General features: G+C 66.7%; 25 protein-coding genes. 4 read left to right on the top strand and 21 right to left on the bottom strand.

Annotation, left to right across the window (positions count from 1 at the left end):
- Positions 1–64: 64 nt before the first annotated feature.
- Both nrdR and CYJ22_RS05250 read right to left on the bottom strand, forming a co-directional pair.
- Positions 65–655: a transcriptional regulator NrdR gene (nrdR, locus tag CYJ22_RS05255; RefSeq protein WP_101601623.1), complete on the bottom strand. Its 591-nt coding sequence runs from the start codon at positions 653–655 to the stop codon at positions 65–67.
- Between the two features lie 56 nt (positions 656–711).
- Positions 712–1176, bottom strand: coding sequence for a LysM peptidoglycan-binding domain-containing protein (locus tag CYJ22_RS05250; protein ID WP_101601621.1), 465 nt, complete (start codon positions 1174–1176; stop codon positions 712–714).
- A gap of 187 nt (positions 1177–1363) precedes the next feature.
- Between CYJ22_RS05250 and lexA the strand changes: the two genes are divergently transcribed.
- Positions 1364–2044 carry a transcriptional repressor LexA gene (gene lexA / locus CYJ22_RS05240; RefSeq protein ID WP_101601616.1) on the top strand — a complete coding sequence of 227 codons (681 nt, stop codon included), beginning with the start codon at positions 1364–1366 and terminating at the stop codon, positions 2042–2044.
- A gap of 64 nt (positions 2045–2108) precedes the next feature.
- Here lexA and CYJ22_RS05235 read toward each other — a convergent pair whose 3' ends face one another.
- The 3 genes from CYJ22_RS05235 to hflX all read right to left on the bottom strand — a co-directional run bounded on the left by CYJ22_RS05235 (position 2109) and on the right by hflX (position 6670).
- Entirely contained in the window at positions 2109–3098 is a 990-nt protein-coding gene (locus CYJ22_RS05235; protein ID WP_007587840.1) for an L-lactate dehydrogenase, read from the bottom strand.
- A 102-nt stretch (positions 3099–3200) separates the two neighbouring features.
- Entirely contained in the window at positions 3201–5141 is a 1941-nt protein-coding gene (locus CYJ22_RS05230) for an ATP-dependent DNA helicase (protein ID WP_101601613.1), read from the bottom strand.
- Positions 5138–6670 carry a GTPase HflX gene (gene hflX, locus CYJ22_RS05225; RefSeq protein WP_101601611.1) on the bottom strand — a complete coding sequence of 511 codons (1533 nt, stop codon included), beginning with the start codon at positions 6668–6670 and terminating at the stop codon, positions 5138–5140. The genes CYJ22_RS05230 and hflX overlap by 4 nt, the downstream gene beginning before the upstream one ends.
- Positions 6671–6755: 85 nt before the next feature.
- Between hflX and CYJ22_RS05220 the strand changes: the two genes are divergently transcribed.
- Positions 6756–7370 (top strand): class I SAM-dependent methyltransferase, encoded by a 615-nt coding sequence (locus CYJ22_RS05220; RefSeq protein ID WP_101601608.1) that lies wholly within the window; start codon positions 6756–6758, stop codon positions 7368–7370.
- 69 nt (positions 7371–7439) lie between these two features.
- On the opposite strand, the gene dapF is transcribed toward CYJ22_RS05220, so the two are convergent.
- Positions 7440–8363 carry a diaminopimelate epimerase gene (gene dapF / locus CYJ22_RS05215; RefSeq protein ID WP_101601607.1) on the bottom strand — a complete coding sequence of 308 codons (924 nt, stop codon included), beginning with the start codon at positions 8361–8363 and terminating at the stop codon, positions 7440–7442.
- A gap of 47 nt (positions 8364–8410) precedes the next feature.
- Complete coding sequence (miaA, locus tag CYJ22_RS05210) at positions 8411–9400, bottom strand: tRNA (adenosine(37)-N6)-dimethylallyltransferase MiaA (RefSeq protein ID WP_101601605.1); 990 nt, start codon at positions 9398–9400, stop codon at positions 8411–8413.
- Positions 9401–9460: 60 nt separating this feature from the next.
- Here miaA and CYJ22_RS05205 point away from each other — a divergent pair, with 60 nt between their 5' ends.
- The gene (locus tag CYJ22_RS05205) at positions 9461–9907 is read left to right on the top strand and encodes a histidine kinase (RefSeq protein WP_101601602.1); all 447 of its coding nucleotides are present in this window, start codon (positions 9461–9463) and stop codon (positions 9905–9907) included.
- Positions 9900–10442, top strand: coding sequence for a YbjN domain-containing protein (locus CYJ22_RS05200; protein WP_007587824.1), 543 nt, complete (start codon positions 9900–9902; stop codon positions 10440–10442). Before CYJ22_RS05205 ends, CYJ22_RS05200 begins: the two co-directional genes overlap by 8 nt.
- A 380-nt stretch (positions 10443–10822) precedes the next feature.
- Here the strand turns inward: CYJ22_RS05200 and miaB are convergent, their stop codons facing one another.
- The 14 genes from miaB to CYJ22_RS05130 all read right to left on the bottom strand — a co-directional run bounded on the left by miaB (position 10823) and on the right by CYJ22_RS05130 (position 25994).
- A complete protein-coding gene (miaB, locus tag CYJ22_RS05195; protein ID WP_101601600.1) occupies positions 10823–12361 on the bottom strand; it encodes a tRNA (N6-isopentenyl adenosine(37)-C2)-methylthiotransferase MiaB in 1539 nt (512 codons plus the stop codon).
- Between the two features lie 11 nt (positions 12362–12372).
- Complete coding sequence (locus tag CYJ22_RS05190; RefSeq protein WP_101601598.1) at positions 12373–12885, bottom strand: CinA family protein; 513 nt, start codon at positions 12883–12885, stop codon at positions 12373–12375.
- Positions 12873–13499: a regulatory protein RecX gene (locus tag CYJ22_RS05185; protein ID WP_007587760.1), complete on the bottom strand. Its 627-nt coding sequence runs from the start codon at positions 13497–13499 to the stop codon at positions 12873–12875. The genes CYJ22_RS05190 and CYJ22_RS05185 overlap by 13 nt, the downstream gene beginning before the upstream one ends.
- Positions 13500–13502: 3 nt before the next feature.
- On the bottom strand, positions 13503–14594 hold the full coding sequence (gene recA, locus CYJ22_RS05180) for a recombinase RecA (protein ID WP_003796169.1): 1092 nt from the start codon (positions 14592–14594) through the stop codon (positions 13503–13505).
- A gap of 251 nt (positions 14595–14845) precedes the next feature.
- Positions 14846–15070 (bottom strand): DUF3046 domain-containing protein, encoded by a 225-nt coding sequence (locus tag CYJ22_RS05175; protein ID WP_007587862.1) that lies wholly within the window; start codon positions 15068–15070, stop codon positions 14846–14848.
- A gap of 3 nt (positions 15071–15073) precedes the next feature.
- Positions 15074–15388, bottom strand: coding sequence for a helix-turn-helix domain-containing protein (locus CYJ22_RS05170; protein WP_034496157.1), 315 nt, complete (start codon positions 15386–15388; stop codon positions 15074–15076).
- 170 nt (positions 15389–15558) lie between these two features.
- The gene (gene pgsA / locus CYJ22_RS05165) at positions 15559–16281 is read right to left on the bottom strand and encodes a CDP-diacylglycerol--glycerol-3-phosphate 3-phosphatidyltransferase (RefSeq protein WP_101601596.1); all 723 of its coding nucleotides are present in this window, start codon (positions 16279–16281) and stop codon (positions 15559–15561) included.
- A 17-nt stretch (positions 16282–16298) separates the two neighbouring features.
- The gene (locus tag CYJ22_RS05160; RefSeq protein WP_007587872.1) at positions 16299–19148 is read right to left on the bottom strand and encodes an FtsK/SpoIIIE family DNA translocase; all 2850 of its coding nucleotides are present in this window, start codon (positions 19146–19148) and stop codon (positions 16299–16301) included.
- 57 nt (positions 19149–19205) lie between these two features.
- A complete protein-coding gene (locus tag CYJ22_RS05155) occupies positions 19206–20105 on the bottom strand; it encodes a PfkB family carbohydrate kinase (RefSeq protein ID WP_034496159.1) in 900 nt (299 codons plus the stop codon).
- Positions 20106–20222: 117 nt separating this feature from the next.
- Entirely contained in the window at positions 20223–21914 is a 1692-nt protein-coding gene (locus CYJ22_RS05150) for a ribonuclease J (protein WP_034496162.1), read from the bottom strand.
- A 99-nt stretch (positions 21915–22013) separates the two neighbouring features.
- Positions 22014–22688, bottom strand: a complete 675-nt coding sequence (locus CYJ22_RS05145; RefSeq protein ID WP_007587704.1) for an ABC transporter ATP-binding protein — start codon at positions 22686–22688, stop codon at positions 22014–22016.
- Between the two features lies 1 nt (position 22689).
- Positions 22690–23898 (bottom strand): ABC transporter permease, encoded by a 1209-nt coding sequence (locus tag CYJ22_RS05140; protein WP_101601594.1) that lies wholly within the window; start codon positions 23896–23898, stop codon positions 22690–22692.
- Positions 23899–23925: 27 nt separating this feature from the next.
- A complete protein-coding gene (locus CYJ22_RS05135; protein WP_101601591.1) occupies positions 23926–25116 on the bottom strand; it encodes an FtsX-like permease family protein in 1191 nt (396 codons plus the stop codon).
- Positions 25113–25994 carry a DUF6273 domain-containing protein gene (locus CYJ22_RS05130; RefSeq protein ID WP_101601589.1) on the bottom strand — a complete coding sequence of 294 codons (882 nt, stop codon included), beginning with the start codon at positions 25992–25994 and terminating at the stop codon, positions 25113–25115. Before CYJ22_RS05130 ends, CYJ22_RS05135 begins: the two co-directional genes overlap by 4 nt.
- Position 25995 lies beyond the last annotated feature (1 nt).

Below are 25995 nucleotides of genomic sequence, written 5' to 3'. Positions count from 1 at the left end.
TGACGAACAGATAAAAAAGTGCCCGGTCCCCGCGTGGGGACCGGGCACTTCTCATGTCACACGATCAGTCATCTCCGAGCAACGTGGGTTCATTGGAGACGGAACGCTTACGAGGGGCGCGAGCCTTGCGAGGCTTCTTTGTGGGCGCAGGAGCAGGAGGCACGGCATGGGTCGCGACCTCGGGGACGTCGGATGCAGACCCATCACCCTGGGAGCGCTCACGCAACGCGTGAATGGCCTGCTCAAAATCGTCGAGGGTATCGAACTGGCGATAGACCGAAGCGAAGCGCAGGTAGGCGATGACGTCCAGGTCCCTCAGGAACGGCAGAATCGCCTGACCGACCTCGTTCGTCGACACGTTAGAGACGCCGGTGGAGCGCAGCTGTTCCTCCACCTGCTGAGCAAGGATCGCGAGCTGATCGTCTGATACAGGCCTGCCCTGGCAGGCTTTCTTCACGCCCGAGACAACCTTGTTGCGGGAGAATGACTCGACGACGCCGGAGCGCTTGACGACCTGGAAGGATGACGTTTCAAGCGTCGTAAAACGCTTCTTACAGTGCGTGCACTCACGACGGCGTCGAATCGAGGCGCCGTCGTCCGCGATGCGCGTATCGACGACGCGCGAATCCGGGTTATGACAGAAAGGGCAGTGCACCCCTCAACGGTACACGTTCAGACACCCATCTGTCACAGGAGTCCCACGCGTCACCGTCATCGGACAGGAACGACGACACGCTGCCCGGGCTGCAGAGCTCCCTCAACGTCATTGAGGCGCTCAATATCAGCCACAACCTCTTCGAGTGGACGATCCGTCTTCACATTCTGCGCAAGCGACCACACGGAGTCACCACTGACAACAGCCTTCGTGACCGTCGGGCCATCGTAGGCAGCGGGCTGGATGGCCAGACCGAGGGCGCCGGCACCCACGGAGAGCACGAGCGTCGCAAGCGCGCCCGCAACAATACTGCGGCGAGAGGAGCGGGCGCGAGTACGCGGCGCAGCAGGAGCACGCAGGAATGATGGATCGTCACCGCGCTGAGCATCGAGACGACGACGCGCAGACGGAGCGGTGGAGATGTCACGAACGGTCGCCAGTGGCGCCTCCTCGACAGTACGAAGCGGAGAGCGACGCGCAGGGAACGAGACGGCAGTCTGCGTTGCAACGGGAACACTCATGAGAACCTCCAGAAAACTCAATCGAACATCTGTTCGTCGAACACCTGTACGATAGCAGGCGCCGTGCGCAATGTCGAGACGCACTCGAACATATGTTTCATTTTGCGTGAAATCGGCTTATCCTTGACGTATCCAGTGGACACCGAGCCATGCACATCTGCGTCCACCCCGATGCGAAGGAGAGGCCATGACGGAGCGCTCGATCAGCGATCGACACCGTGCGATCTTGCGAGTTATCAACGAAAAGCTGGCGTCGAGCGGCTTTCCTCCCTCTGTGCGCGAGATCGCATCCGCAGTCGGTTTGGCTTCACCGTCGACGGTGAAGCACCACCTCGACGCACTCGAGGCCGACGGGTACCTGGTCCGCGAGCCCGGTCTGCCTCGTGCCCTCGATCTCACCGATCGGGCACGCACCGAGCTCGGCATCGCTTCCTCGTCGCAGCCTTCCGAGAAGATTGTTCGTATCGAGGTCCCCGTCTCCCACGTGGAAGAGGAAGGCACGGCGATTCCGCTCGTTGGACGCATCGCTGCGGGTGCCCCCATCACGGCTGAGCAGCACGTGGAGGATGTCTTCCGTCTTCCCACGTCCATGACCGGACACGGCGATCTGTTCATGCTCGAGGTGAGCGGCGAGTCGATGGTCGATGCGGGCATCTTCGACGGGGACTACGTTGTCATCCGCTCGCAGAACGAGGCCCGCAACGGAGAATTTGTCGCCGCCATGATCGACGGCGAAGCAACAGTCAAGGAACTCTCCATCACGGGCGGTCACGTATGGCTACTCCCCCACAACCAGGACTACTCCCCCATCCCCGGCGACGAAGCCACCATCCTGGGCAAGGTCGTGACCGTTATCCGTTCTCTCTGACGCACCGCATAAGACAGTGGCACCACCCAACAAGGGTGGTGCCACTGTCTTATGCGAATGAGACTCAGAAGCCCAGGTCGCGGGCAACCTGACGCAGGCGCTGGGCCGAGGCGGTCAGACCGTCGCGCTCGTTGAGCGTGAGCGGCGGGTTAAGGACGCGCCCGGCGCCGTCGCGGCCCACGATGGTCGGGGCAGCCATGACGACGTCCGAGATGCCCTCCCAGTCCTCGAGCAGGGTCGAGATGGTCAGGACTCGCTGCTCGTCACGCAGGACAGCACCCGCGATGTTCGCGGCGGACAGACCGATCGCGTAGTTCGTCGCGCCCTTGCCCTCGATGATCTTGTAAGCGGACTGAACAACCTCCTGCGCGATGGAGTTGCGCAGCGCGGAGTCGAAGACGCCACCGGACAGGGTCGGGCCCCACTGCGACAGCGGGACGTTGCCGATCTCGGCGCTAGACCACAGGGCGACCTCGGAGTCGCCGTGCTCACCCGCCACGTACGCGTGAATGTTCTGGGTGGCCACACCGGTCTCGCGCGAGACCAGGTAGCGCAGACGGGAAGTGTCGAGCACAGTGCCCGAACCGAAGACCTGGTTGCGGGGCAGGCCCGTGAGCTTCAGCGCCACGTAGGTGACGACGTCGACGGGGTTCGTGACGAACATGAAGCGGGCATCCGGAGCCACATTCTGCAGGTTCGGAACGATCTTCTTCATCAGGTTCACGGTCGAACCAGCCAGCTCCAGGCGGGACTGCCCGGGCTGCTGCTTCGCGCCAGCCGTCACGATGATCAGGTCGGCACCACGAACGATTTCAACGTCGTCCGAGCCTTCGATCGAGCCGGCCGGCGTGAACTGGATGCCGTGGGCCATGTCGAGGGCTTCGGCCTCAACCTTGGCTTTGTTGATGTCCTGAAGAACGATCGAGCGGGCGTCGCCGCGCATCGCACAGGCGTACGCGACCGCCGTGCCAACGGCACCGGCACCGATGATGGCGATCTTGGAAGGACGTCCGGAGGACTTTGACGGGTACAGGGTCTGCGCTTTGTTTTCCACGAGTGTCTCCTAGAGTCTGCGGGCACCTTTATTGTCTCAGATAGGGGCCCGTGCGCGCCCGTTATCTGCACGACGTTTTACTGGCTCGAGGAGCACCCGCCCCTACTGGTTAGAACCCTTCGCGAGGCGTCGCAGGGCACCGCGAACAACGTCCGGATCCATCGTCGGCCACATGGCAGGCAGGGAACGCATGATGAAGCCGCCATAGCGCTTGGTCACCACGCGCGGATCGAGGATCGCCACGACGCCCCGGTCGTCGGTCGAGCGCAGGAGGCGCCCCACGCCCTGGGCCATCATGAGCGCCGCATGCGTGAGCGAGACCGACACGAAACCGTTACCGCCCCGGCGCTCGACATCCATCGAGCGGGCGCGCGAGACGGGATCATCCGGGCGCGGGAACGGGATCTTGTCGATGACGACAAGGCGGCAGGCATCCCCCGCGACGTCGACGCCCTGCCACAGGGACATCGTGCCGACCAGGCACGAGTCACGTTCCTCGCGGAACCGCTGGATCAGCTGTGCCAGGGTCTCTTCACCCTGCAGGTAGACGGTCAGGTCCGTACGCTCGCGCAGGGCCTGCGCTCCCGCCATCGCCCCGCGTCGTGACGCGAAGAGGGCGAGCATCCCGCCGCCCGAGGCCTGCGCCAGTTCCACGAGCTCGTCGAGCAGCTCCTCGGAGGGGCCGTCTCGCCCCGGCAGCGGCAGGTGGGTCGCCACATAGCGGATTCCCTGTCGACCGTGGTCAAAGGGGGAACCCACGTCGATACCGTGCCACGGCACCCCAGAGACCGCCATGCCGGCCTGGGCGGCCATGAAGTCGAAGTTTCCACCGATCGCGAGGGTCGCGGAGGTGAGGATCGCCGGTCGTTCACCGATGCCGGTTCCACCGATCGCCGCCGATACATCGAGGGGCCCCACCGTCAGTCGCGCATTGTCCGATTCGTCCTTCGTGATGTAGGCGATCGACTGGTCGGGGTCTCGTCCCCACGCGTCAAGAGCTCCGATCAGCTCGTCGATAGCGGCGCGGGCCAGGAGCTTGGCGGCGGGTTCTCCCTGCGCCTCGGAGACCTCGTGGCTGGCGCGACGGGCCGCGCCGTCCAGCACGATCATCGCATCGACGAGGGCGCTCGGCCGGTATTCCAAGAGCCCCGCCTCCAAGGGGGCCATCGCTGCACCCAGCCCGGCCCCGGCCTCGTCCAGGTCGGTGGAATCGATCGAGAGATTCGAGCGCAGGGAGCGGGCCACACGGCTCACGCGGGCGACCGTCAGGTCGGCTGCAGCCTGGGAGCGCACGCGGTCGGCCAGCTCGTGGGCCTCGTCGATGACGACGGCGTCGTACTCGCCGAAGAGTTCGCCCTCACCACACGCGTTGATACCAAAGAGCGAGTGGTTCGTGACGACGACGTCCGCGTCCGCGGCCTCCATGCGTGCCGCCTGCGCGAAGCACTCGTCGATGAGCGGGCAGTGCTTGCCCAGGCACTCGGGTTTGGCGACCGAGGCGTGGTGCCAGGCGCGATCCGAGACGCCCGGAACCAGGTCGTCGCGATCCCCCGTCGTGGTCTCGCTGATCCACTCGCGGATGCGCAGGATCTCCTTGCCGAGCTCGCCCGTCGGGCCGACGCTCACGTCCCGATCCTCGAACAGAGTGCCCTCGGTAGGGTACCCGCCGTCCAGCTTGTGCAGGCACGCGTAGTTCGACCAGCCTTTGAGCACCGCGACCTTCAGGCGCGCGCCCGTCTGTGAGGCGACCGCATCGACGACCACCGGGGCGTCCTTGACGAGGATCTGGCGCTGCAGCGCGAGCGTCGCGGTGGAGACCACCCCGCGCACGCCGTTCGTCGCGCAGTGCGTCAGCAGCGGCACCAGGTAGCCCACGGACTTGCCCGTGCCCGTGCCCGCCTGCACGAGAAGATGCTGGCGGTCCTCCAGGGCAGCGGCGCCTTCGGCGACCATCGAGGCCTGCCCCTCGCGCGGGGACCCGCCCATCTGGGCGACGACCGCGTCGAGAACGCGACCCGAGGCCTCGACCAGGTCCGCGCTCACTCCCCGCTCACCGCCGCGTCACCCACGGTGCCGCCCACCGCCTCGCGGGCGATGACGGCAGCCAGGGCCTCGTCGACGCGCGCGACGATCCGGGTGCCCGTCTCGACGTACTCCTCGCGCTCGACGTCGCCCTCCTCGTGGATGCGGTGCACGAGTGAGCCGGCCGAGTACGGCAGGATCGCATCGACGGCCACGCGTGGCCGGGGCAGCATGTCTTCGAGGGCCGCGCGCAGCGCCTCCACGCCCCAGCCCGTGTGTGCGCTCAGCGGAACAGCGTTCGGGAATACGGTGCGCAGCAGCGCGATCTGCTCGGGCGAGGCAAGGTCCGCCTTGTTCAGCGCGATCAGCTCCGGGATCTCCGAGGCGCCCTCGATAGTGTCGATGACCGCGCGCACGGCCTGCACCTGGGAGACCGGGTCGGGATGGGCGGCGTCCACGACGTGCAAGATGATGTCGGCTTGGCCGACCTCCTCCAGGGTCGAGCGGAATGCCTCGACCAGCTGGGTGGGCAGGTTGCGCACGAAGCCGACCGTGTCGGTGAGGGTGTATTCGCGACCGTCCGCGGCGCGCGCACGGCGCACCGTCGGGTCCAGCGTCGCAAACAGCGCGTCCTGGACGAGGACGCCCGCGTCCGTCAAGCGATTGAGCAGCGTCGACTTGCCCGCGTTCGTGTACCCGGCGATGGCCACCGAGGGCACTGCGCCACGGCGGCGCGAATTGCGCTGGGTTCGACGGGCGGGTTCCATGCGCGCGATGTCCGCGCGCAGCTTCGCCATGCGCGTGCGGATGCGGCGACGGTCCAGCTCGATCTTGGTCTCACCGGGGCCCCTGGAACCGATACCCGCGCCGCCCGCGACGCGGCCGCCGGCCTGACGGGACATCGACTCACCCCAGCCGCGCAGGCGCGGCAGCAGGTACTCGAGCTGCGCGAGCTCGACCTGCGCCTTGCCCTCACGGGACTTGGCATGCTGGGCAAAAATGTCGAGGATGAGGGCCGTGCGGTCGACGACCTTGGCGTCGACAACGTCCTCCAGCCCACGACGCTGGGAGGGGGCCAGCTCCTCGTCAACGATGACGGTGTCGGCCTCGACGCCGCGCACGATGTCGGCCAGCTCGCGGGCCTTGCCAGACCCCAGGTAGGTTGCGGGGTCGGGCTTCATGCGGCGCTGGATGATGCCGTCGAGAACGCGCGAACCGGCGGTCTCCGCGAGCGCGGCCAGCTCACGCAGCGAGTTCTCCGCCTCTTCCTCACTCTGCGTGGTGCGCAGGCCCACGAGCACGACCTTTTCGAGTCGCACCTGGCGGTATTCGACCTCGGAGATGTCCTCACGGTCGGAGGCACCTGTGTCGACGCGGCGCGTGCCCGCGCGGGCCTCGCGCTCGAGGGCACCGGCGTCCTGGGAGGTGTCCTGACCCGTCGTCGATGCGAGCGCCGTTCCCGAGCGCGCGAGGATACGCGCGACAACGCCGTTGACGCGCTGGTCGCGCTCCTCTTTCGAAGAGTCCGCACCTGTATGGGTCGTGTCCATAACCATCCTTTTCGTGGGGGATTCTAGTGTCGCACGCGCCGCCCCCATCTGCGCCTGCGCGCGCGGGCGCGATAGGCTTTCTTCCGTGGACGAACAGTATTTCACCGACTCTTCCCCTGCGAGCGCGGAGGAAATCCGTACGATCGAGGTGAGCGCACGCGGCTTCGACCTGTCGATGCGCGTATCGTCGCGCGTCTTCTCAGGCTCTAAGCTCGATCTGGGCACGCGTCAGCTCCTGGAGATCGCCCCGGACCTGCCTAAGGACGGGACATTCCTGGACCTGGGCTGCGGGTGGGGTCCGATCGCGACGATCATGTCTCTGGAGTCCCCGAACGCCGCCGTGTGGGCGGTGGACGTGAACTCACGCGCGGTGGATCTGACGCAGCGCAACGCGCAGTCCAACGGGGCGAACGGCGTGCGCGCACTCAAGGCGGAGGAGGCGCTGACCTCCTCGCAGCAGACAGACACGCTTTTCGACGTCATCTGGTCGAACCCGCCCGTGCGCATCGGCAAGGACGCGATGCACGAGATGCTGCTGGCATGGCTGGGCAGGCTTGCCCCCACCGGCGTCGCCTACCTGGTCGTCCAGCGCAACCTGGGCGCGGATTCGCTCATCACGTGGCTGAACGGCCAGGGCTTCCAGGCCTCGAAGTACGCATCCAAGAAGGGCTTCCGCATCATCGAGGTCCGCCCCGCCTGACACCCGCCTCTTCCCCGACGAGGCCGGGGCCTCGTCGCGCTCCCCGGTGCCGTTTTCTGGATGCCGGTCTCAGGGCAGGCAGATCTCCGCAACTCGGGTCGCGGGTCCGGTGAGGAACACCGACGCGTCCGTGATGCGGGGGCTCTCTCCCGTCCAGTCGATGACGCCGTCGAGGCCGACGATAACCGTTCCGCCCGGAATGTCCACGACCCACTGGCTGGGGGCTTCGGGGCCGCGTCGCAGGGCGGTGGCCAGGGCCGCCGCGCAGCACCCGGTGCCGCACGCCTGTGTCTCCCCCACGCCTCGTTCGAGCACGCGCATCTCGATGTGTCCGCTCTCCGCACCGGCTTCGGTCAGGTCGACGACCAGCTCGAGGTTGGTCCCCGCCTGGGGCGCCGGATCATACGAGGGGCGCTGGGCCTGCGGGATCTGGGAGACGTCAACGGTCGGCAGGAAAACCTCGCGCAGGGTTTCCTCGTCGGCAAGTTCGACGACCGTGTGCGGGTTGGGCATGTCCACCCAGATACCGCCCAACACGCCGTCGATGCCCGGGACTCGCACGTCGATCGTCTCGCGCGCCGGAGACGCCGCCGGACCCATGTCGACACGGTAGCTCGCCCCCTGCCCCTCGTCCTCCGATTCGGGGGTCACGCGCTTGATGCCGCCGCGCGTGGCCACATCCAGCGTCTGTCCAACCGACAGATCCACGAGGCCCTCGCGACGCAGGTGATCAACGAAGACACGCACGCCGTTGCCGCACATCTCAGCCTTCGAGCCGTCCGCGTTGCGGTAGTCCATGAACCACAGGCCGTCACGTTCAACCGCCCGGATAAAGCCATCCGCACCGATCCCGAAGGCCGGCGAGCACAGCGTCGCCACCTCGACCTCGCTGGGGTCGTAGTCGTCGTATTGGTCCGTGGCAACGACGAAGGAATTACCGGCACCGTGGGCCTTGACAACGCGGGCGTGGGCGGGCAGCTGCGTGTTCATCATGACTCCACCGTAGCCCCCGGCTCCCGGGCGCGCAGCCCCCGCCCGTGTTACGAGCGCCCCAGGGTGGCCTCGGCCTCGCGCTGCGTCAGCTCGACGACGTGGCGCACCACGGCCTCGTTCGAGTCGAAACTCTCCACGTCCAGCCAGTGCACGCGAGGATCCGGTCGCAGCCACTTGACCTGGCGGCGTGCCAGCTGACGCGTGGCCAGCGCGATAGATTCCACGGCCTCGTCCTCACTCATCTGCCCATCGATGACGGCGAGCGCCTGGGCGTACCCCGTCGCCCGCGACGCGGTCTTCGCCTCGCGCAGGCCCACATCGATGAGGGCGCGCACCTCCTCGATGAGGCCACCGTCCATCATGGCGCGGGTACGCACCGCGATGCGCTCGTCGAGTTCCTCCATCGGGCGACGCAGCGCCACCATGAGTGAGGGCGCCACGAACTCGTGGCGCGGCATGGATGCCGAATAGGGGCGCCCAGTCAGCTCGATGACCTCAAGGGCGCGGATGATCCGGCGGGCGTTGTGCGGGTCGATACGCTCAGCTGAGATCGGGTCGAGCTGGGTCAGGCGATCGTGCAGGCCGCGCGACCCCATCGGCCCCTCGGCTTCTTCTTCGAGTCGGGCGCGCACGGCCGGGTCCGTGCCCGGGAACTCGATGACGTCCAGGAGGGCGCGCTGATAGAGGCCGGAGCCTCCCGCGACCACCGCGACGCCCCCGCGCTCGTGAATGCCCGCTACATCGGCGCGCGCGTGCTTCTGGTAGGCGGCCACCGATGCCTCGTCCCGAACCTCAAGCACGTCGATCTGGTGATGGGCGATCCCGCGGCGCTCCTCCACCGGAGTCTTAGCCGTCCCCACGTCCATGCCTCGGTAGAGCTGCAGGGCGTCCGCGGAGACGATCTCGCCCGCGCCGCTCGCACCCAACGCACCCGGAAGCACGCAGGCCAGCTCCAGGGCCAGGTCCGATTTGCCCGAGGCCGTGGGCCCCACAACCGCGCACACGACGTCCGACGCGCGCCTCACCGATGTCTCCATGGCCACCAGTGTACGGGTGGCTCCCACAGATACCACCCAACAACGGCTAGTCTTAAGACCATGAGCACAACTGACACTCTCCCGGTCACCCTCGACCGGGTCATCGAAGCGGTCGAGGCCGTGGGGCTTATCCCCTTCGTGTCCAACACCGGCCAGGTCGCGGCCATCCTGCCGAACCGCACCGTCCGCATCGCTGTCCCCGAGGGACACCCCGTCCAGGGAGTCGCGGACTACCCGCGCTTCTTCGACCCCTCGCACGCCGACGCCATCGCCTCCGCGGTACGCCGCCTCAATGCGTCGACCTACCTGCCGAAGATCACCTCCGGCACGACCGAGACCGGCGCCATTGCCCTGCACCTGCAGCACACCTTCAACTGGGTCGTGGGTGCCACGGATGCGCAGGTTCACGCCGAGGTCTCCCAGTTCATCATGGCCGCTGTCGCCATGATGAACCAGCTCGACATCATGTTCCCCGACCAGTGGACCAAGGAGGGCTCCAATGCCTGAGTGGAAGAGCTTCACCTTCGGCGATGACGGCGAGGCCAAGGCCTCACCGCTGCCCACCCCCGCCGCTCCCTCCCCCGCGATGGAAGCCGACGAGTACGCCGCCAAATGGGGCACCGAGGTGTCCGAGCTGACGATCGAGCGCATCGAAAAGGTGCTCGAGGGCGACGGCCTGCCGCACGGTTCGAATGAGTTCATCGCCGTCACCCAGCTGGAGGACGTGCAGTTCCAGATTCATCGCGAGCCCGCGGATGCCCCCTGGGCGCAGATCGAGACGCGCATTGCTGTGCCCGGCGAGGGGCACACGGAGGTCTCCCTGCAGGAAAAGGCGAACCAATGGAACAACGCCCACCTGCAGCCGACCGTCTTCCCGATCGAAGATGGCGATGGCTGGGCCCTGATGGCCGCGTCGCGTTTCTTCGTCGGCGAGGGTCTGTCGGATCGTCAGATCCACGCGATGCTGCGCCGCGGCCTGATCATCGGCCTGTCCGCCGCTCAGGAAGTCCCCGCGCTCTTTGGTGAGGGTGCCGAGGAGTAAGCCTCCGGCTCGACGCAGATGAGTAGTGCCCCGTTCCTCCACCTGGAGGAACGGGGCACTCTCAGTTGAGTGTGCGCCGACTACATGCGAAGGCGCGGCAGGTACCGCGTGTGCGGAGGGGCCACGGGTCGCATAGGGGGGCTCGAATCGACCCGCACTACCGAGAGTGCTCCCGCATGTCGATCGCCTCGTCGTCGTGACGATCGCCACGACACAAAAGTAACTCAGGAGTCGTGGGTCACACATTTGTTTGATGAAGACATTTTCCCATCTTTTGTCACCATCAAGCGAGCAAACGTGCAGTATTTCTGGTGGGTAGCCAATACGTGAGCCTCCCCAGGTCGTTCACCTGAGGAGGCTCGAAGCGGTTGGGTGCCCGATCAGCTCGGGGGACCCACGCGCAGCGTGGGAATACCCAGCGATACCGTGTTGTCGGGTTCGTCCGAGGCCTGGCGTGCCTCCCACGCGTCACCGGCGCGCGTGCGGCGCACCTCGAACAGGCCGCCCTGCGCGCCCGAGTCAGCGATCAGGTGGTGCGGCGCGCCGTAGGTGACCGTCGCGCGGATCATGTCGCCCGGGCGCGGACGATCCGCCTCGGCCATACCCTCGGGCAGGGCGACGTGCACGAGACGGTTGTCGCGGGCGCGTCCCGAAATACGGTGTGTGGCACCATCCTTACGGCCATCACCCTCGGAGACGAGGACCTCGACCTCGGTCCCGGCCAGCGCGGCGTTATCCTCGGCGCAGATACGCTCCTGGAGCTTGATGAGACGCTGGTAACGCTCGAGCGCAACGTCGTCCGGCACCTGATCCTCGCGGTCCGCCGCGGGCGTACCCGGGCGTGGAGAGTAGAGGAACGTGAAGGCGGAGGAGAAACGAGCCTGCTCGACGACGTCGAGAGTCGCCTGGAAATCCTCTTCCGTCTCGCCGGGGAAGCCGACGATGATGTCCGTCGTGATCGCAGCCTCCGGGATGGCGGCGCGCACGCGCTCCAGGATGCCCATGAAACGATCACGGCGGTAGGAGCGGCGCATCTGACGCAGGATCGCATCGGAACCCGACTGCAGAGGCATGTGCAGGCTCGGCATGACCGTGGGAGTCTCCGCCATCGCCGCAATCACGTCGTCCGTGAAGGCTGCGGGGTGAGGCGAGGTGAATCGCACGCGCTCAATGCCCTCGACGCGGCCGACAGCGCGCAGCAGGTCAGCAAACGCACCGCGCTCGCCGAAACCCACGCCGTAGGAGTTGACGTTCTGTCCCAGCAGGGTCACCTCGATGGCACCCTGGGAGGCGACGGCCTCAACCTCGGCGAGAATATCGCCGGGACGACGGTCGCGTTCCTTGCCGCGCAGGTGCGGGACGATGCAGAACGTGCAGGTGTTGTTGCAGCCCACGGAGATGGACACCCACGCGGCGTACGCGCTCTCGCGATGGGTGGGCAGGGTCGACGGGAAGACCTTGAGGGATTCCTCGATCTCGACGGCGGCCGCGCGGTTATGCTCGGCGCGGCGCAGCAGCGCCGGGAGCACGTCGATGTTGTGCGTGCCGAACACGGCATCAACCCACGGGGCCTTCTCGACGATGCCGTCGCGCATCTGCTGGGCGAGGCAGCCGCCGACCGCGATCTGCATGCCCGGGCGCGCTCGCTTGACGGAGGCGAGCTGGCCGAGATTACCGAAGAGACGGGTCGCGGCGTTCTCGCGCACGGAGCAGGTGTTAATCACGATGACGTCGGCTCCCATGTCGCCGGCGTCGGTCGCGCGGGCGGCGGCCTCGGGGACCTTCTCAACGGGAACGAGGCCGGCCTGCTCCAGCAGACCCGCCATGCGTTCGGAGTCGTGTTCGTTCATCTGGCAGCCGAGCGTGCGCACCGCGTAGGTGCGGGGAAGCACGGTGCCGTCCTGCATCATCGTATTCATCGCATTGAAGTTTAGTCGTCAGCCACTGTGGCGGCGAAGTCGAGCACGTCACGCACGAGAGCGAGGGCTGCGCCAATCGCACCCGCACGCACGGCCGCGCGATCACCGCCCAGGTGCAGAAGGCGGTGCTCCTCCCCCGTCGGGTGCGCACAGGCGATGTGGACGGTCCCCGCTTCGAGTCCGTCGGCGGGACCAGGACCTGCGACCCCCGTCGTCGACACACCGATATCCGCGCCGAACAGCAAGCGCGCGCCGCGAGCCATCTGGCGAGCGACCTGCTCATCGACCGGACCCGTCGCCGCCAGCTGACTCTCCGAGACACCCAGCACCGAGGCCTTCGTATCGACCGCGTAGGTGCAGGCACCGCCTCGCACCACGTGAGAGGCGCCGGGCACGTCCACGAGGCGCGCAACGAGACCACCGCCCGTCAGCGACTCCGCCGTCGCGATCGTCAGCCCACGCTCCGTCAGCTCGCCGATCAGCTGAGCGAGCTCCACGTTGCTTATCTCGGTCACAGTCCCCACTGCCAGGTCTCCTCTGCGCTTTCGTCGTCGTCACTCCACGTATCGAGGGCCTCGCGCACCGCCGCGGCCGCGACAGACGGCGAATACCCCTTGCGCGCGAGCATGGAGCTCAGTCTACGGTAGGCGGTCTCACGAGGAACGCCCGCGAGAGAGCGACGCTTGCGGGCCACCAGCTGCGCAGCACGCTCCGCCTCGTCGTCCCGATCAATCTGAGAGAGAGCCCGCTCGATGGTCGCGGAGTCGAGCCCCTTGCGCACGAGGACCTCGCGCAGCGCTCGACCAGACGCACCCGTCCCGGAAAACCGCGAGCGGACGAGCGCATCCGCGTAGGCCTGATCATCGACGAGGCCAACAGCCTCCAGGCGGCCGACAACCTCGGTAGCGAGCTCCGCGCTGAAGCCTCGCCCTTCAATCGCGCTGGTCAACTCGAAGCGAGAACACGCGCGCGCGTCGAGCTTACGCAGGGCGACTTCGCGCGCGGCCTCGATCGCCGCCGTGCCCGTCAGGGCCGCATTGCGTTCGCGAGCGCGCGCAAGCCGCTCGCCCGGGGAGGAACGCCTGCGACGCTCCTCCCCCAGCTCGGGATTATCTTCGGGATCCAGATAGCGGACCACGACTCAGAAGCCCGCATCCTCATCAGGATCAATGTCGGGCACGTCCTGGGACGCCTGGTCCGGATCCGGGGCCTCGCCAATACCCAGCGAGACGAGGATCTTCTGCTCGATCTCGTTGGCCAGCTCAGGGTTGTCCACGAGGAACTGACGCACGTTCTCCTTGCCCTGGCCCAGCTGGTCGTCCCCGTAGGTGAACCAGGAGCCGGACTTGCGCACGATACCGGCCTCGACACCCATGTCGATGATCGAGCCTTCGCGCGAGATGCCCTTGCCGTAGACGATGTCGAACTCTGCCTGCTTGAACGGCGGGGCCATCTTGTTCTTGACGACCTTGGCGCGCGTGCGGTTACCGACGGGGGCGCCGGCTTCCTTGAGGGTCTCGATGCGGCGCACGTCGATGCGCACCGAGGCGTAGAACTTCAGGGCCTTACCGCCCGTCGTAGTCTCCGGGGAGCCGAAGAAGACGCCAATCTTTTCGCGCAGCTGGTTGATGAAGATCGCGGTGGTGCCGGTGGCGGACAGGGCGCCCGTGATCTTACGCAGGGCCTGGCTCATCAGGCGGGCCTGCAGGCCGACGTGGGAGTCACCCATCTCGCCTTCGATTTCGGCCTTGGGCACGAGGGCCGCGACGGAGTCGATGACGATGATGTCAATGCCACCCGAGCGGATCAGCATGTCGGCGATCTCGAGGGCCTGCTCACCCGTATCGGGCTGAGAGACCAGGAGGGAGTCGGTGTCCACTCCCAGGGCGCGCGCGTAGACGGGGTCAAGGGCGTGCTCGGCGTCAATGAATGCGGCGTTGCCGCCGGCCTTCTGGGCGTTGGCGACTGCGTGCAGAGCGACCGTGGTCTTACCGGAGGATTCGGGGCCGTATACCTCAATGACGCGGCCGCGCGGGAGGCCGCCGATGCCGAGGGCGACGTCGAGTGCGAGGGAACCCGTGGGGATCACCTGCACGGGCGGGCGATTGTCATCGCCCAGGCGCATGACGGAGCCCTTACCAAACTGCTTGTCGATCTGTGACAGGGCGACTTCGAGCGCCTTATTGCGGTCGTTGGTCGCGGGCTTTGCGGCGGGTGCTTTACGGGCTGCCATGGTGATCCTTTCGTCTGCGGCCTCTCCGGCCTGCGGGTGTCCTGGCCTGGAATGCCACCCCTCTCCGAGGCGACATGACGAGTATGCGACCGGCCATCGTCATCTGCGTCCCGCGCGCGTCACCCCTGTGGATGACACGCGTCGGAGCGTCGTCGCCCACAAGCTTAAATGGAACACATGTTCGACTACTGTTCGACACGCCGTCTGCGCGACTTGCAGGTATCGATCACAGGAATCGAAATGACAGAGGTTCAGCGCCCTCGCTCGCGCGGATCGACACGATGAATCCAGCGCGCATCCTCGCGCCCGGTTTCTTCGCACAGGGTTGCCCAGACCTCATCCGGATTCACGCCGATGGACAGGGCGTCGCGCGCGGTGGCCCCCAGAGAGGCGAGGTAGAGATCGGAAACATACGAGCGGCCGAGGGCTGACCCGAAGGTCGCCTCGACCGCCTCGTAAAACTCAGAGTGCTTCACGCGTCAGGAAATCAGCGTGACGGGCATGATGTCGTCGGGCACCGCGTCGGGGATGACCGCGCCGTCGATGATCGCCATGCGCTCGGAGACCTCGCGCAGGACGAACCAGAGCGGAACACGCAGGGCCGAGGTGATGGCCTCAAGCAGTTCCGAGGACGCTTCCTTCTGCCCGCGCTCAACCTCGGACAGGTAGCCGAGGGAGACCTGGGCCTCAGAAGAGACTTCGCGCAGGGTTCGACCCTGGCGCTGGCGGATGCCACGCAGAACATCGCCCAGCTCGCTGCGCAGCAGCGGGGTTTCGCTCAGTGTCTTTTCCATAGTGTTACTGTAGCCGTTCTGTTGTGAGGAGTGCAGTGTTAGTTCGCGCATCGAAACGCTGTGACGCTGCGCGTTCATTCCTCGCCTTGCATTCATACCCGTACAACGCGAGCCCTCTCAGGATTATTCCGCCGCCGAGTCGATGAGCGCATGCATTGCGTCACCCACGCTCAACTCTGGACGTGCTGCCCCGCAAGGCCACGCTTCGGAGACTCAGAAGCGGCTTCCTGGGTCGCAGGCACCTCCGGAGCCTGAACCTCGGCCTCACCCGCGGACGAACCGCGCATGAGGCGCACCCCCTCGATGACGTACATAACGCCCGAGTAGAGCGTGAGCGCCAGGGCAACACCTGCAAAAATCTGGCCGAGGCGGATCAGGATAACGACCCACCCCTCGTTCACTTCATTCAACGCCGTGAAGTGTGCCCACGGGATTAGCAGCATGCCCAGAGCGATCATCTGCATGAAGGTCTTTAGCTTGCCCGCCTGATTCGCGGACACGACGACGCCGCGGCGCAGGAAGAAGGCGCGCATCGCCGTGATGCCGAGCTCTCGAACGGCAATGAGGATCGTCAGCCACCAGGGCAGGAAGCCCTGGTAGGACAGCAGGGCGAAGCCACACAGGGTCAGTGCCTTGTCGGCGATAGGGTCGGCGATGCGACCGAAGTCGGTGATCTGACCCCACGAGCGCGCGAGCTCTCCGTCGAAGCGGTCCGTGATCGCGGCGACGGCGAAGACGAAGAAGGCCGCCCACAGCGCGCTCCACGACTGACTTTGCAGCCCCAGAACGACGAAGATAGGGACGAGGACCAGACGCAAAACGGTCAGCGCGTTAGGCAGGTTCACCACGGGAACCTTGCTGTTTCGCTGCACGCGCGACACATTATCGCTCATGACCGTTTCCTTTCCTCTCAGCGGCCTGTGAGCTGCCAAGCGTCCTCGTTATCCTCGGGCTCCTCATCGACCCAGTCGGGCGAGGACCCACCAAAGTTATGACCAGAGTACGGGTCAACCCCGCTGCCGCGCGAATCGCCGGCGGATGCCGTGCCCATTTCGTAACCGGAAGCGGGCGATTGCGTGGGAGCGGACGAGGCCGGAGCTTCCCCCGCAACAGCAGCGGGTGCACCGATGGCCGGGCTGGGTGCCCCCTCGGGAGCGGCCGGAGCGGGCGCGGGGGCGGGCTCAGGCTCGGCGATGCCGGCTGACTCTCCGCGCAGCATGGCAAGGACCTCGGGCAGCTGTTCGGGGGTGACGAGCACCTGGCGTGCCTTGGATCCTTCGGAGGGGCCGACGATTTCGCGCGACTCGAGCAGGTCCATGAGGCGACCGGCGCGGGCGAAGCCGACGCGCAGCTTGCGCTGGAGCATCGAGGTGGAGCCGAGCTGGGTGGAGACGACGAGCTCGGCTGCCTGCAGCAGGTCTTCGAGATCGTCTCCGATGTCCTCGGCGACCTTGGCTTCCTTCTTCTCCGGCACGACGTCGTCGCGGTAGTGCGTCTCCATCTGGCTCTTGACGTGGGCGACGATCTGGTGGATCTCGGATTCGGAGACCCAGGCTCCCTGGACACGCATGGGCTTGGAGGCACCCGCGGGCAGGTAGAGGGCGTCGCCCTGGCCGATGAGCTTTTCGGCGCCGGGCTGATCGAGGATCGTACGCGAGTCGGTCAGCGAAGAGGTCGCGAACGCGAGGCGCGAGGGGATGTTGGCCTTAATGAGGCCGGTGACGACGTCGACGGAGGGGCGCTGCGTGGCCAGGACCAGGTGGATGCCGGCGGCGCGCGCCAGCTGCGTGATGCGCTGAATCGACGCCTCGACGTCGCGCGGCGCGACCATCATGAGGTCGGCGAGCTCGTCGACGACCACGAGAAGGTACGGATAGGGGTGCAGCGTGCGCTCCAACCCGGGCTTGGCCTGCACCTGTCCGGCGGCCACCGCCTTGTTGAAGTCGTCGATGTGCTTGAAGCCGTAGTCCGACAGGTCGTCATATCGCGCATCCATCTCCTTGACGACCCATTCGAGGGCCTCGGCGGCCTTCTTGGCGTCGGTGATGATGGGCGAGATGAGGTGCGGGATGCCCTCGTAGATCGTGAGTTCCACGCGCTTGGGGTCGACCAGGATCATGCGCACCTGCTGGGGCGTCGCACGCATCATGATCGACGTGATCATGGAGTTAACGAAGGAGGACTTACCGGAACCGGTCTGGCCGGCCACCAGCATGTGCGGGGTCTTGGCCAGGTTGGTGACGACGTAGCCGCCTTCGACGTCCTTGCCAACGCCGACGACGAGCGGGTGCTGGTTGCGCCGGGCCGCAGCCGAGCGCAGGACGTCGCCGAGGGCGACGTTTTCGCGGTCGGCGTTGGGGATCTCGATGCCGATGGCGCTCTTGCCCGGGATCGGCGCGAGGATACGAACGTCGGCGGAGGCCACGGCGTAGGCGATGTTTTTCGACAGGTTGGTGAGCTTGTCAACCTTGACGCCGGCGCCGAGGACGACCTCGTAGCGGGTGACTGTCGGGCCTCGGGAGAAACCGGTGACGCGCGCGTCGACATTGAAGTCGGCGAAGACCTGTCCCAGGGCCGCGACAACCTGGTCGTTGACGGCGGATCGGGTCATGTGGGGCGGTCCGGAGACCAGGAGGTCCTCCGAGGGCAGCGTGTAGCTGATCGAGTCGTCGAGGTTGGGCTGGAAGGCCCCCTCGGGTTCGTCGGTGATCGGCGGGGGCGCCGACTCATCCTCGGGCTCCGGTTCGGGCTCGGGCACGTGCGCGGGCACCTGGACGGGCGCGGGGGCCACGGCGGGACGCATCTGGGTGAGCATCTCGGTGGGGGCGTCCGGCGTGGACTGACGAGGCCGGGGCGCGGGAGTCGGGGCGGGCGCGGGAGCCGCGATGGGGCCGGATTCCAGCAGGCGGGTCTCCCCCACCGACTCGGTGTCGGTGGCCTTGCGGAAGGACTCGTCTCCGTCGTATTCGTCGAGGAACGCGTCGTCTCCGGCCGCGAGGTCTTTGCGCGCCTTGCGGCGCGCTTCCTTGGCGGGATCGCCGCCGACCTGATCGGCTGCCTCGGCGTCGCCCGCTGGGCGCTCACCGCTGAGGTGGGCGGCGAGGTCGCGCAGCCGCGCGGGGACATCGGCGACAGCCGTCCGCGTGGCGAGCAGGATCGAGTAGGCCAGGAGCAGGATCATCAGGGCTCCCGCACCCCAGCCGGACAGGAGAAGGGCCAGGGGGCGCGCGACGAACCAGCCGAGCAGGCCACCAGCCGCCTCAATGCCGGGATCGGCACCCATCGCGGGGTTGCCGCGGGAGATGTGCACGAGGCCCGTCAGCGCCGCGGTGATGCCGATACCGCCGGCCACGTGGTGCGGCAGAGCCGAGCGCCCGGAGCGTGCCGAGACAAGCTCGACGGCGAGGGCAATCAGGACGAGGGGCAGGACAACCGAGAAGATACCGAACAGGCCTGCCGACGCGTGGTGAATGGCATCCCCGGCCTCGCCGGAAATCTGGAACCACTCGCGCAGCGCGATGACGATGGCTGCGGCGACCGCAACGAAGGCGGCGGCGTCACGCTTGACCTGTGAATCAGTCGCCTTCCACATGCGGACGGCGCCAACGGCCGCACGACCGACCGCCGAGAAAAAGCGCGCCAGGAAACCCGGCTGCGTCGGCTCGGGCTGGGGCGTGTGAGCGGAGCGAGAGGCGCCTCCCTTCGCGCGCGGGCGCGCGGGAGCCTTGCCTGACGAGGAGCGTGGAGACGATTGTGCCATGATCGTTCCACCATATCGCCCACGGTGCCCCCGCTCCGCCAGGCGCGCCGCGTGAGATCAGCGCAGGATGTTCGTAACAACCCCGGTTTCGAGCACGTTCTCAACCTGATCACGGGTGGGGACGGGCAGGGCCGACTCGTGGGAAATCGCAAGAGCCGCGCCCGCGTTTGCCATCAGGCACGCGGTCTCCAGGTCGTAGCCCATGACGAGACCCGCGCACATCTCGGCGATGTGCGTATCCCCCACGCCCGCGGTGTCCGCGATGGGCGCCTGGAACGCAGGAATCGAAATGACGGGGGCGTCGGCGAACTTCTGCAATTCGCAGCCTCGGTCCCCCGAACGCCGCACCGTGGCAGCGTCGGGACGCATGTAGGTGCGGATCGTCGATCCGTGCTGGTTGGCGTCCAGGATGCCGGCCAGGGCAGCGGCCTCCCAGCTGTTCATCGTCACGACGTCGGCGCGCGGGAAAATCGTTTCCCAGGCCTCGACGGGCACCTGGGCAACAGCCGGAGACACCGAGACGACGAGGGTCACGTAGGGAGGCAGAGCGGCGGCCCACTCGCTGAGCTCGGAGGCGGCGTGCGCGCTCGTCATATCCGATGCGGCCACATGTACGACGTCGCCCTCGCGCAGCTCGATACGGTCGAGAGCCGCGCGCGACGGCTCAGATTCGACACCGGCCGTCACGACCGAGCGCATCGAGCCGTCCTCGACGATCAACTGGATGACCACGCCGATGTCACCAACCAGCTCGGGGGTCAGGACGTCGACGCCGGCCTCGACCAGCTGCTGACGCACCGCGAAGGAGTTCGGTCCCGTGCCCAGGGGCGAGGCGGCAGCCGCGGGCACCCCCATGGCAGCTGCGGCGCACAGGGTCGTAAAACCGCCGCCGGGACGCGAACTAGCCGCATCCGCGTGAACGGACCCTCCTCGCTCCGGCATGTACGCGATATGCATCGGCAACACAAGAGCGACAGAATGCGTCGAAATGAAACGACCCGACACGTAGATTCCTTCCTTCAAGCGCGCGCTAACGCCCAGCACGCCAGGGCCTCGTCAATGAAGAATGCCTGCCTACTGCTCGGTCACGACCGGGACGATCATAGGACGACGACGCAGACGGCGCGCAACCCAGCGCCCGATGACGCGGCGCATGGCCTGCTGCAGAACGTAGGGGTCCTGGCCGCCGGGCGCCGCCGCATCCTTGAGCGCCTGCGTGACGTCGGGGAGGATCTCCTCAAATACCGAATCGTCCTCGGCCATGCCGATCGCGCGAATCTCCGGGCCGGCCAGGACCATGCCCGAATCGTGCTCGACGACCGCGAAGATCGAGATGAAGCCCTCCGACCCCAAGGTGCGGCGTGTCTCCAGCTCGTCCTCGGAGATTTCTCCGATCGAGCGGCCGTCCACGTACACGTACTCGCAGGGCACGATGCCCGACACGCGCGCGACGCCGTCCTTGAGGTCGACCGTCACGCCGTCCTCCGCCAGAACCACGTTCTGCGGGTCGATGCCCGTCTTGACTGCCAGCTGACCGTTGCCCACCAGGTGACGGACCTCGCCGTGGATGGGCATGACGTTCTTGGGCTGAACAATGTTGTAGCAGTAGATGAGCTCGCCGGCGCTCGCGTGACCGGACACGTGCACCTTCGCGTTCTCCTTGGACACAACGCGCGCCCCCAGGCGGGTCAGGTCGTTGATGACGCGGTACACGGAGTTCTCGTTGCCGGGAATCAGCGAGGAGGCCAGGACAACCATGTCGCCCGGCTCAATCGTCACGGTTCGGTGCGAACCCACCGACATGCGCGACAGGGCAGCCATCGGCTCGCCCTGCGAACCGGTCGCCATGTAGACGCGCTCGGAGGGCGGCAGCTCACCGATACCCTTGAGATCCACAATGAGACCCTCGGGAATCGACAGGTAGCCCTTCTCTTCCGCGATGCGCATGTTGCGCTCCATGGAGCGGCCCACGAAGGCCACGCGACGCCCGTGGTGGGCAGCGGCGTTGATGACCTGCTGGACGCGGTGCACGTGCGAGGCGAAGGAGGCAACGACGATCTGGCCCGTGGCCTCGCCGAACACCTGGTCGAGGACCGGGCCGATCTCACGCTCAGGCGTGATGAATCCGGGCACCAGCGCGTTCGTGGAGTCCACCATGAACAGGTCGACACCCTCCTCGCCCATGCGGGCGAAAGCGCGCAGGTCGGTGAGGCGACGGTCCAGCGGCAGCTGATCCATCTTGAAGTCGCCCGTGATGAGGACGTTGCCCGCATCGGTACGCACGAAGACCGCGAGCGCATCGGGGATCGAGTGGGTGACGGAGACGAACTCAAGGTCGAAGGGTCCGACGGTGAGGCGGTCGCCCTCGGCGACGACGTTGAGGCTCGGGTCGGGCAGGCGGTGTTCGCGCAGCTTGGGGGCGACGAAGGCCAGGGTCAGGTCGGAGCCGTAGACCGGAATATCGCTGCGCAGCTTGAACAGGTAGGGCACCGCGCCAATGTGGTCCTCGTGGCCGTGCGTGAGGACGAGGCCGACGACGTCGTCCATGCGATCCTCAATCCAGGAGAAATCCGGCAGGATAAGGTCGACGCCGGGCTGGCTCTCCTCGGGGAAGAGAACGCCACAGTCCACGACCAGGAGCTTGCCCCGATACTCGAGGACGTTCATGTTGCGGCCGACCTCGCCGAGACCTCCCAGCGGGATCACTCGCAGTGCGCCCTCTTCCAGGGGCGCGGGTTCGCTGAGGTTCTCGTACAAAGACTTCATGATGCCAGTCTGCCACGTTGGCGCTGCTTTGCCCGCATCGGGAGACATGTTGGGCAGGTCGCTCCCCTCACATTTGGCGTATTCGGGGACGCCGAGCCGTTAGTTCTCGCTCAGGTGTCCGTCTTCCATGGTGTAGCAGCGGTCGGCAAAGCTGCGGGCCTCGGCCTCGTGGGAGACAACAAGGACGGCGGCCCCCCGATCCGCGGCGTCGCGCAGGAGGGTAAGGACGGCAGTCGCGTTCGCGCTATCGAGGCCGGCGGTCGGCTCGTCTGCGATGACGATGGCGGGGTCCATGAGGAGGGCGCGCGCGATCGCCATGCGCCGCAGTTCGCCGCCCGACAGCTCGGTGGGTGCGGCATCGGCGAGGTCACCCAAACCCACGGCGGCCAGCAGCTCGCGGGCACGATCCGCGGGTGCCTCGGCCTTGGCGTAGAGGATCGAGGGGAGCAAGACGTTGTCAAGGACCGTCAGGGCACGCAGGGCCGTGTGCCCCTGGGGGACGAGGCCGATGCGCTCGTTGCGCAGGCGCGAGCGCTCCTCGTCGCGCAGTGAGTACAGGTCCGTGCCGTCCAATCGTACGTGCCCCGCCGTCGGCGTGAGGATGCCGGCGAGCATGTTCGCCAGGGTGCTCTTGCCGCTGCCGGAGTGTCCCGAGACGAGGGTCAGTAGGCGTTCCTCCAGGTCGATATCCAGCGGGTGGACGGCCGTGAATAGGCGCTTTCCCCCGCGGGCTCGGGCGAATTCTTTCGTGAGTCCCGTTGCCTCGATGATCATGTCATTCCCCTTCCTTCAGGGCCAGGCTGGCGTCCATTGTCGTCACGTACCGTAGCGCTATCCACGAGGAGACGAGGGCGACGAGGCCCACCGACGCGAGCGCTCCCAGAGCGAGCAGCGCCAGAGCGGGCAGCGACGGGACGAGGAATCCCCCTCCCAGACTTTGACGTACGAGCCCGGAGAAGGACATGAGGAGGACACCGGAGACGATGATGCCGCCGATGCCACCGAGTGCGTTGACCGCGAGGGCCTCGCGAATGATGATGCGCGAGATCATGCGACGGTGTGCACCGGCGGCGATAAGAGTCGCGAATTCTCTCCTGCGCTCGACGACCATCAGGACGAACATGAGGGTGATCATAAGCAGGCCGGCTCCCCACGCGACGGCGATGAGGGTGGTGACGGTGCGCGAGGTTGCGTCCAGTGACGCCGCGATGCCGCTCACCAGCTTCGTCGAGGTGGCGACCGAGACGCCGGGGACCTGCTCACGGATCTGCGCGGCCACGGCCTCGGCGTCGTATCCAGGTGCCACCTTGACCATGACCGAGGAGATGATGCGGTCGGTTTCGAGCGTCGAGTACTTGTTGAGTCCCTTGCGCAGCGACGAGTCGATAACCTTCTTCGCGGTCTCAAAGTTCATGTAGACCGCGTTGTCGAGGGTCGATCCGGTCGGGTCGAATTGGCCGACGACCCGCAGGGTGTTGTCGAAGAGCTGGAAGTTCTCCGGGTCGTTGGCGAGCACGTTGGCGCCGACGATCACCTCATTCTCCCCCAGCTGCGTCTGCCCGACGGCGTCGTTCATCCACGGCTGGATCGTGAAGTCGGTGGCCGGGTCGTAGGCGATCACCTGGTAGCGGCCCGAGCAGCAGCTCGCCCTCGCCGAGGCGAGGAACAGCTGGGAGGAGGCGGCCTCGACCCCATCGACGGCGGCGACTGCCTCGCGCGTGGACGCGTCCATGTAGAAGTACGACGGTTCGGCGTTCACGAGGAAGGTCTGCGCGTCGAAGTCGGTGTCTGCCTCGTCGGGCGTCACCATGATGTCGGCTCCGAGGCGCGACTGAGTCGTGCGCAGGCCATGTTCGATACCTTGGACGACCAGCGTTCCACCAAAGATCGTCATCGTCATGAGCATGGAGAAGAAGACCAGAGTCCCCGTCCGCACGGGGTATCCGCGCAGGTTCATCCACGGTAGTCGCGACAGCGACAGCATTGCGTCATTCCTCCTTGACAATTGTCCCTAGATCAGGACCGATTTGTTCCCCGCGGCCGCCCGGCTCACCCGAGCGAGCGCGAGCCGAGTGCCGACGATGCCCACGCAGGTCACGACGACGATCGACAGCCCGGCGAGAGGCAGCGACGTAGCGAGGACATGAAGAGCCTCAACCACGCTCCTCTCCCCCACCAAGGGCAGGACGAGGGCCGCGAGCCCTGTGCCCACGAGTGCACCCGCCGCATGGAGGAGCCCCGATTCCCGCAGCATGATGCGGCTGACGATGGCGCGTGAGGCTCCGATCGAGCGCCACACGGCGAGTTCCTGGCGGCGTTCGTTCATGAGGCTGAGCTGAGCGACGGCGAGCGCTCCGAGGAGCACCAGCCAGATAGCCCCCAGCACCCCGATTGCGACGAAGCGATGCGATCGGATGCCCGCCCCCGCATCAACGAGGGCCTCGCTGCTGCGCACGGCTTTCACCTTGCGCACGTAGAGGTTGATCCAGTTGGTAACGCTCTCGATCGCGTCACTGTCCGAGGCGCGCACGAGCGCCGCGGAGTAGTCGGTAGCCGGGTCGAGGGAAGCGTCGACGTCTTGCCCCGCCGCGGAGGCGTCCGCGACGATGTCGGCGAGAGTGTCCATGGGGACGAAGACGGCGCTGTCCAGCTCCGATCCGGTGGCGAGCAAATGCGCGCCGATCGGGCGCTCGCGCCCAAAGACGGAGAGGGTTTGCCCGTCCGCGCCGGGCACGGCGCTACCGACGAGGACCGATCCGCGCGGCAGCGACGTCCCTTCCCCCTCGGCAATCCACGGCGAGAGCACGAAATCCGTCTCAGGTTCGAAGCCGACGATCCACCGAGTAGTGCCATCCGCCAGCGTTTCGGACACGTAGAGCTGATAGGACACCGCGGCGATGTCCTCGTTGGACGACATGCGCGCCAGAGCCGAGCGCGGCTGGTGGCAGACCACCGGGGTTCCGAGCATGAGGAGGCGCTTCTTCTCCACCCGGTTCAGGCAGGTCGTCGGATAGACGACGAGGTCTGCTCCGAGCCTGCGCTCAGCCAACGACAGCTCGCTCCTCATCGCATCGACGAGGACGAACCCACCGAACACACAGGCTGCCTGGGCGAGTGCCAGGATTGCAATGACGAGGGATCGGATGGGGTGGGCGCGGATGTTCATGAGAGGAACTCGGCGCAGTGACAGCGCCTTGCTCATCGGCTCTCCTCACCAGCCCCCGCGACGTTGATCCACAGGGCCGGGCGCACCCCGTACTGCAGGTCCACATTTGCTCCACTGAGCGAGGGAGTGCCCGAGGCATCAACGAATTGGGTCGCGAATCCGTAGGTTCCAGGAGAGCGCAGCCACCAGTCGGCCGTGCCATCCTCGCTGACGCTCAGAGGCCCGGCGGCTGCGTGCTGGCTCGCGAGGGCCACTCCGATGTCACTGCGCGCAGCGGGCGTGTTGAAGTAGATGACGCTCTCGGTCTCGCTGAGCGCAAAGACCCGATCGTCGGTCGCGGCCCCGCCACTCGCGCCGGTGATCGACTGATCCGCGTTCTCGTTGTGCACCGTCTCGATGAGCCCTCGCTGAACGGGGGTGAACGCGCCCTCGTAGAAGTCGCCGTTCATCCACGCACGCAAATCGGAGTTCTCCCACGTGACTTCCTCGAAGGGCACGTGGTGGTACTGGCGCGCCTCGAGAACGTCTGCACTCAGGAGCAGGAGCTGGCCATCGATGTTATCGAGGACGATCCACTGAATCGGCTCCGGCCCGTTATCCGCGTTGCCGTCCTGCTCGTAGGACCCGAAGGACACGGTGTCGCCCTTGGATGCCGAGCGGTACGGCAGCGCGGGATCGGCTTCGACGAGGGCCTGCGCTCGCTGGGCCGCGTCACCGTACCCGCCGAGCGCATGGAAGAGCTCGTACGCCCCCTGGGTATCCCCGGCCTCGTCCAGGGCGACGGCCTCGCGATAGCGCACTGCGTTGCGCACGACGATCGTGAGAACGGCGACGAGGGATAGCACGAGGAGAACCGCGCCGATGCGCACGGTTGTCGAACGTCCTAGGGCCCTCACGCCGCCATTGTCTCCTATC

The organism is Schaalia odontolytica (genome assembly GCF_002847525.1).
Taxonomy (GTDB): Bacteria; Actinomycetota; Actinomycetes; order Actinomycetales; family Actinomycetaceae; genus Pauljensenia; species Pauljensenia odontolytica_B.
This window is presented reverse-complemented; position numbering and strand designations above follow the sequence as displayed.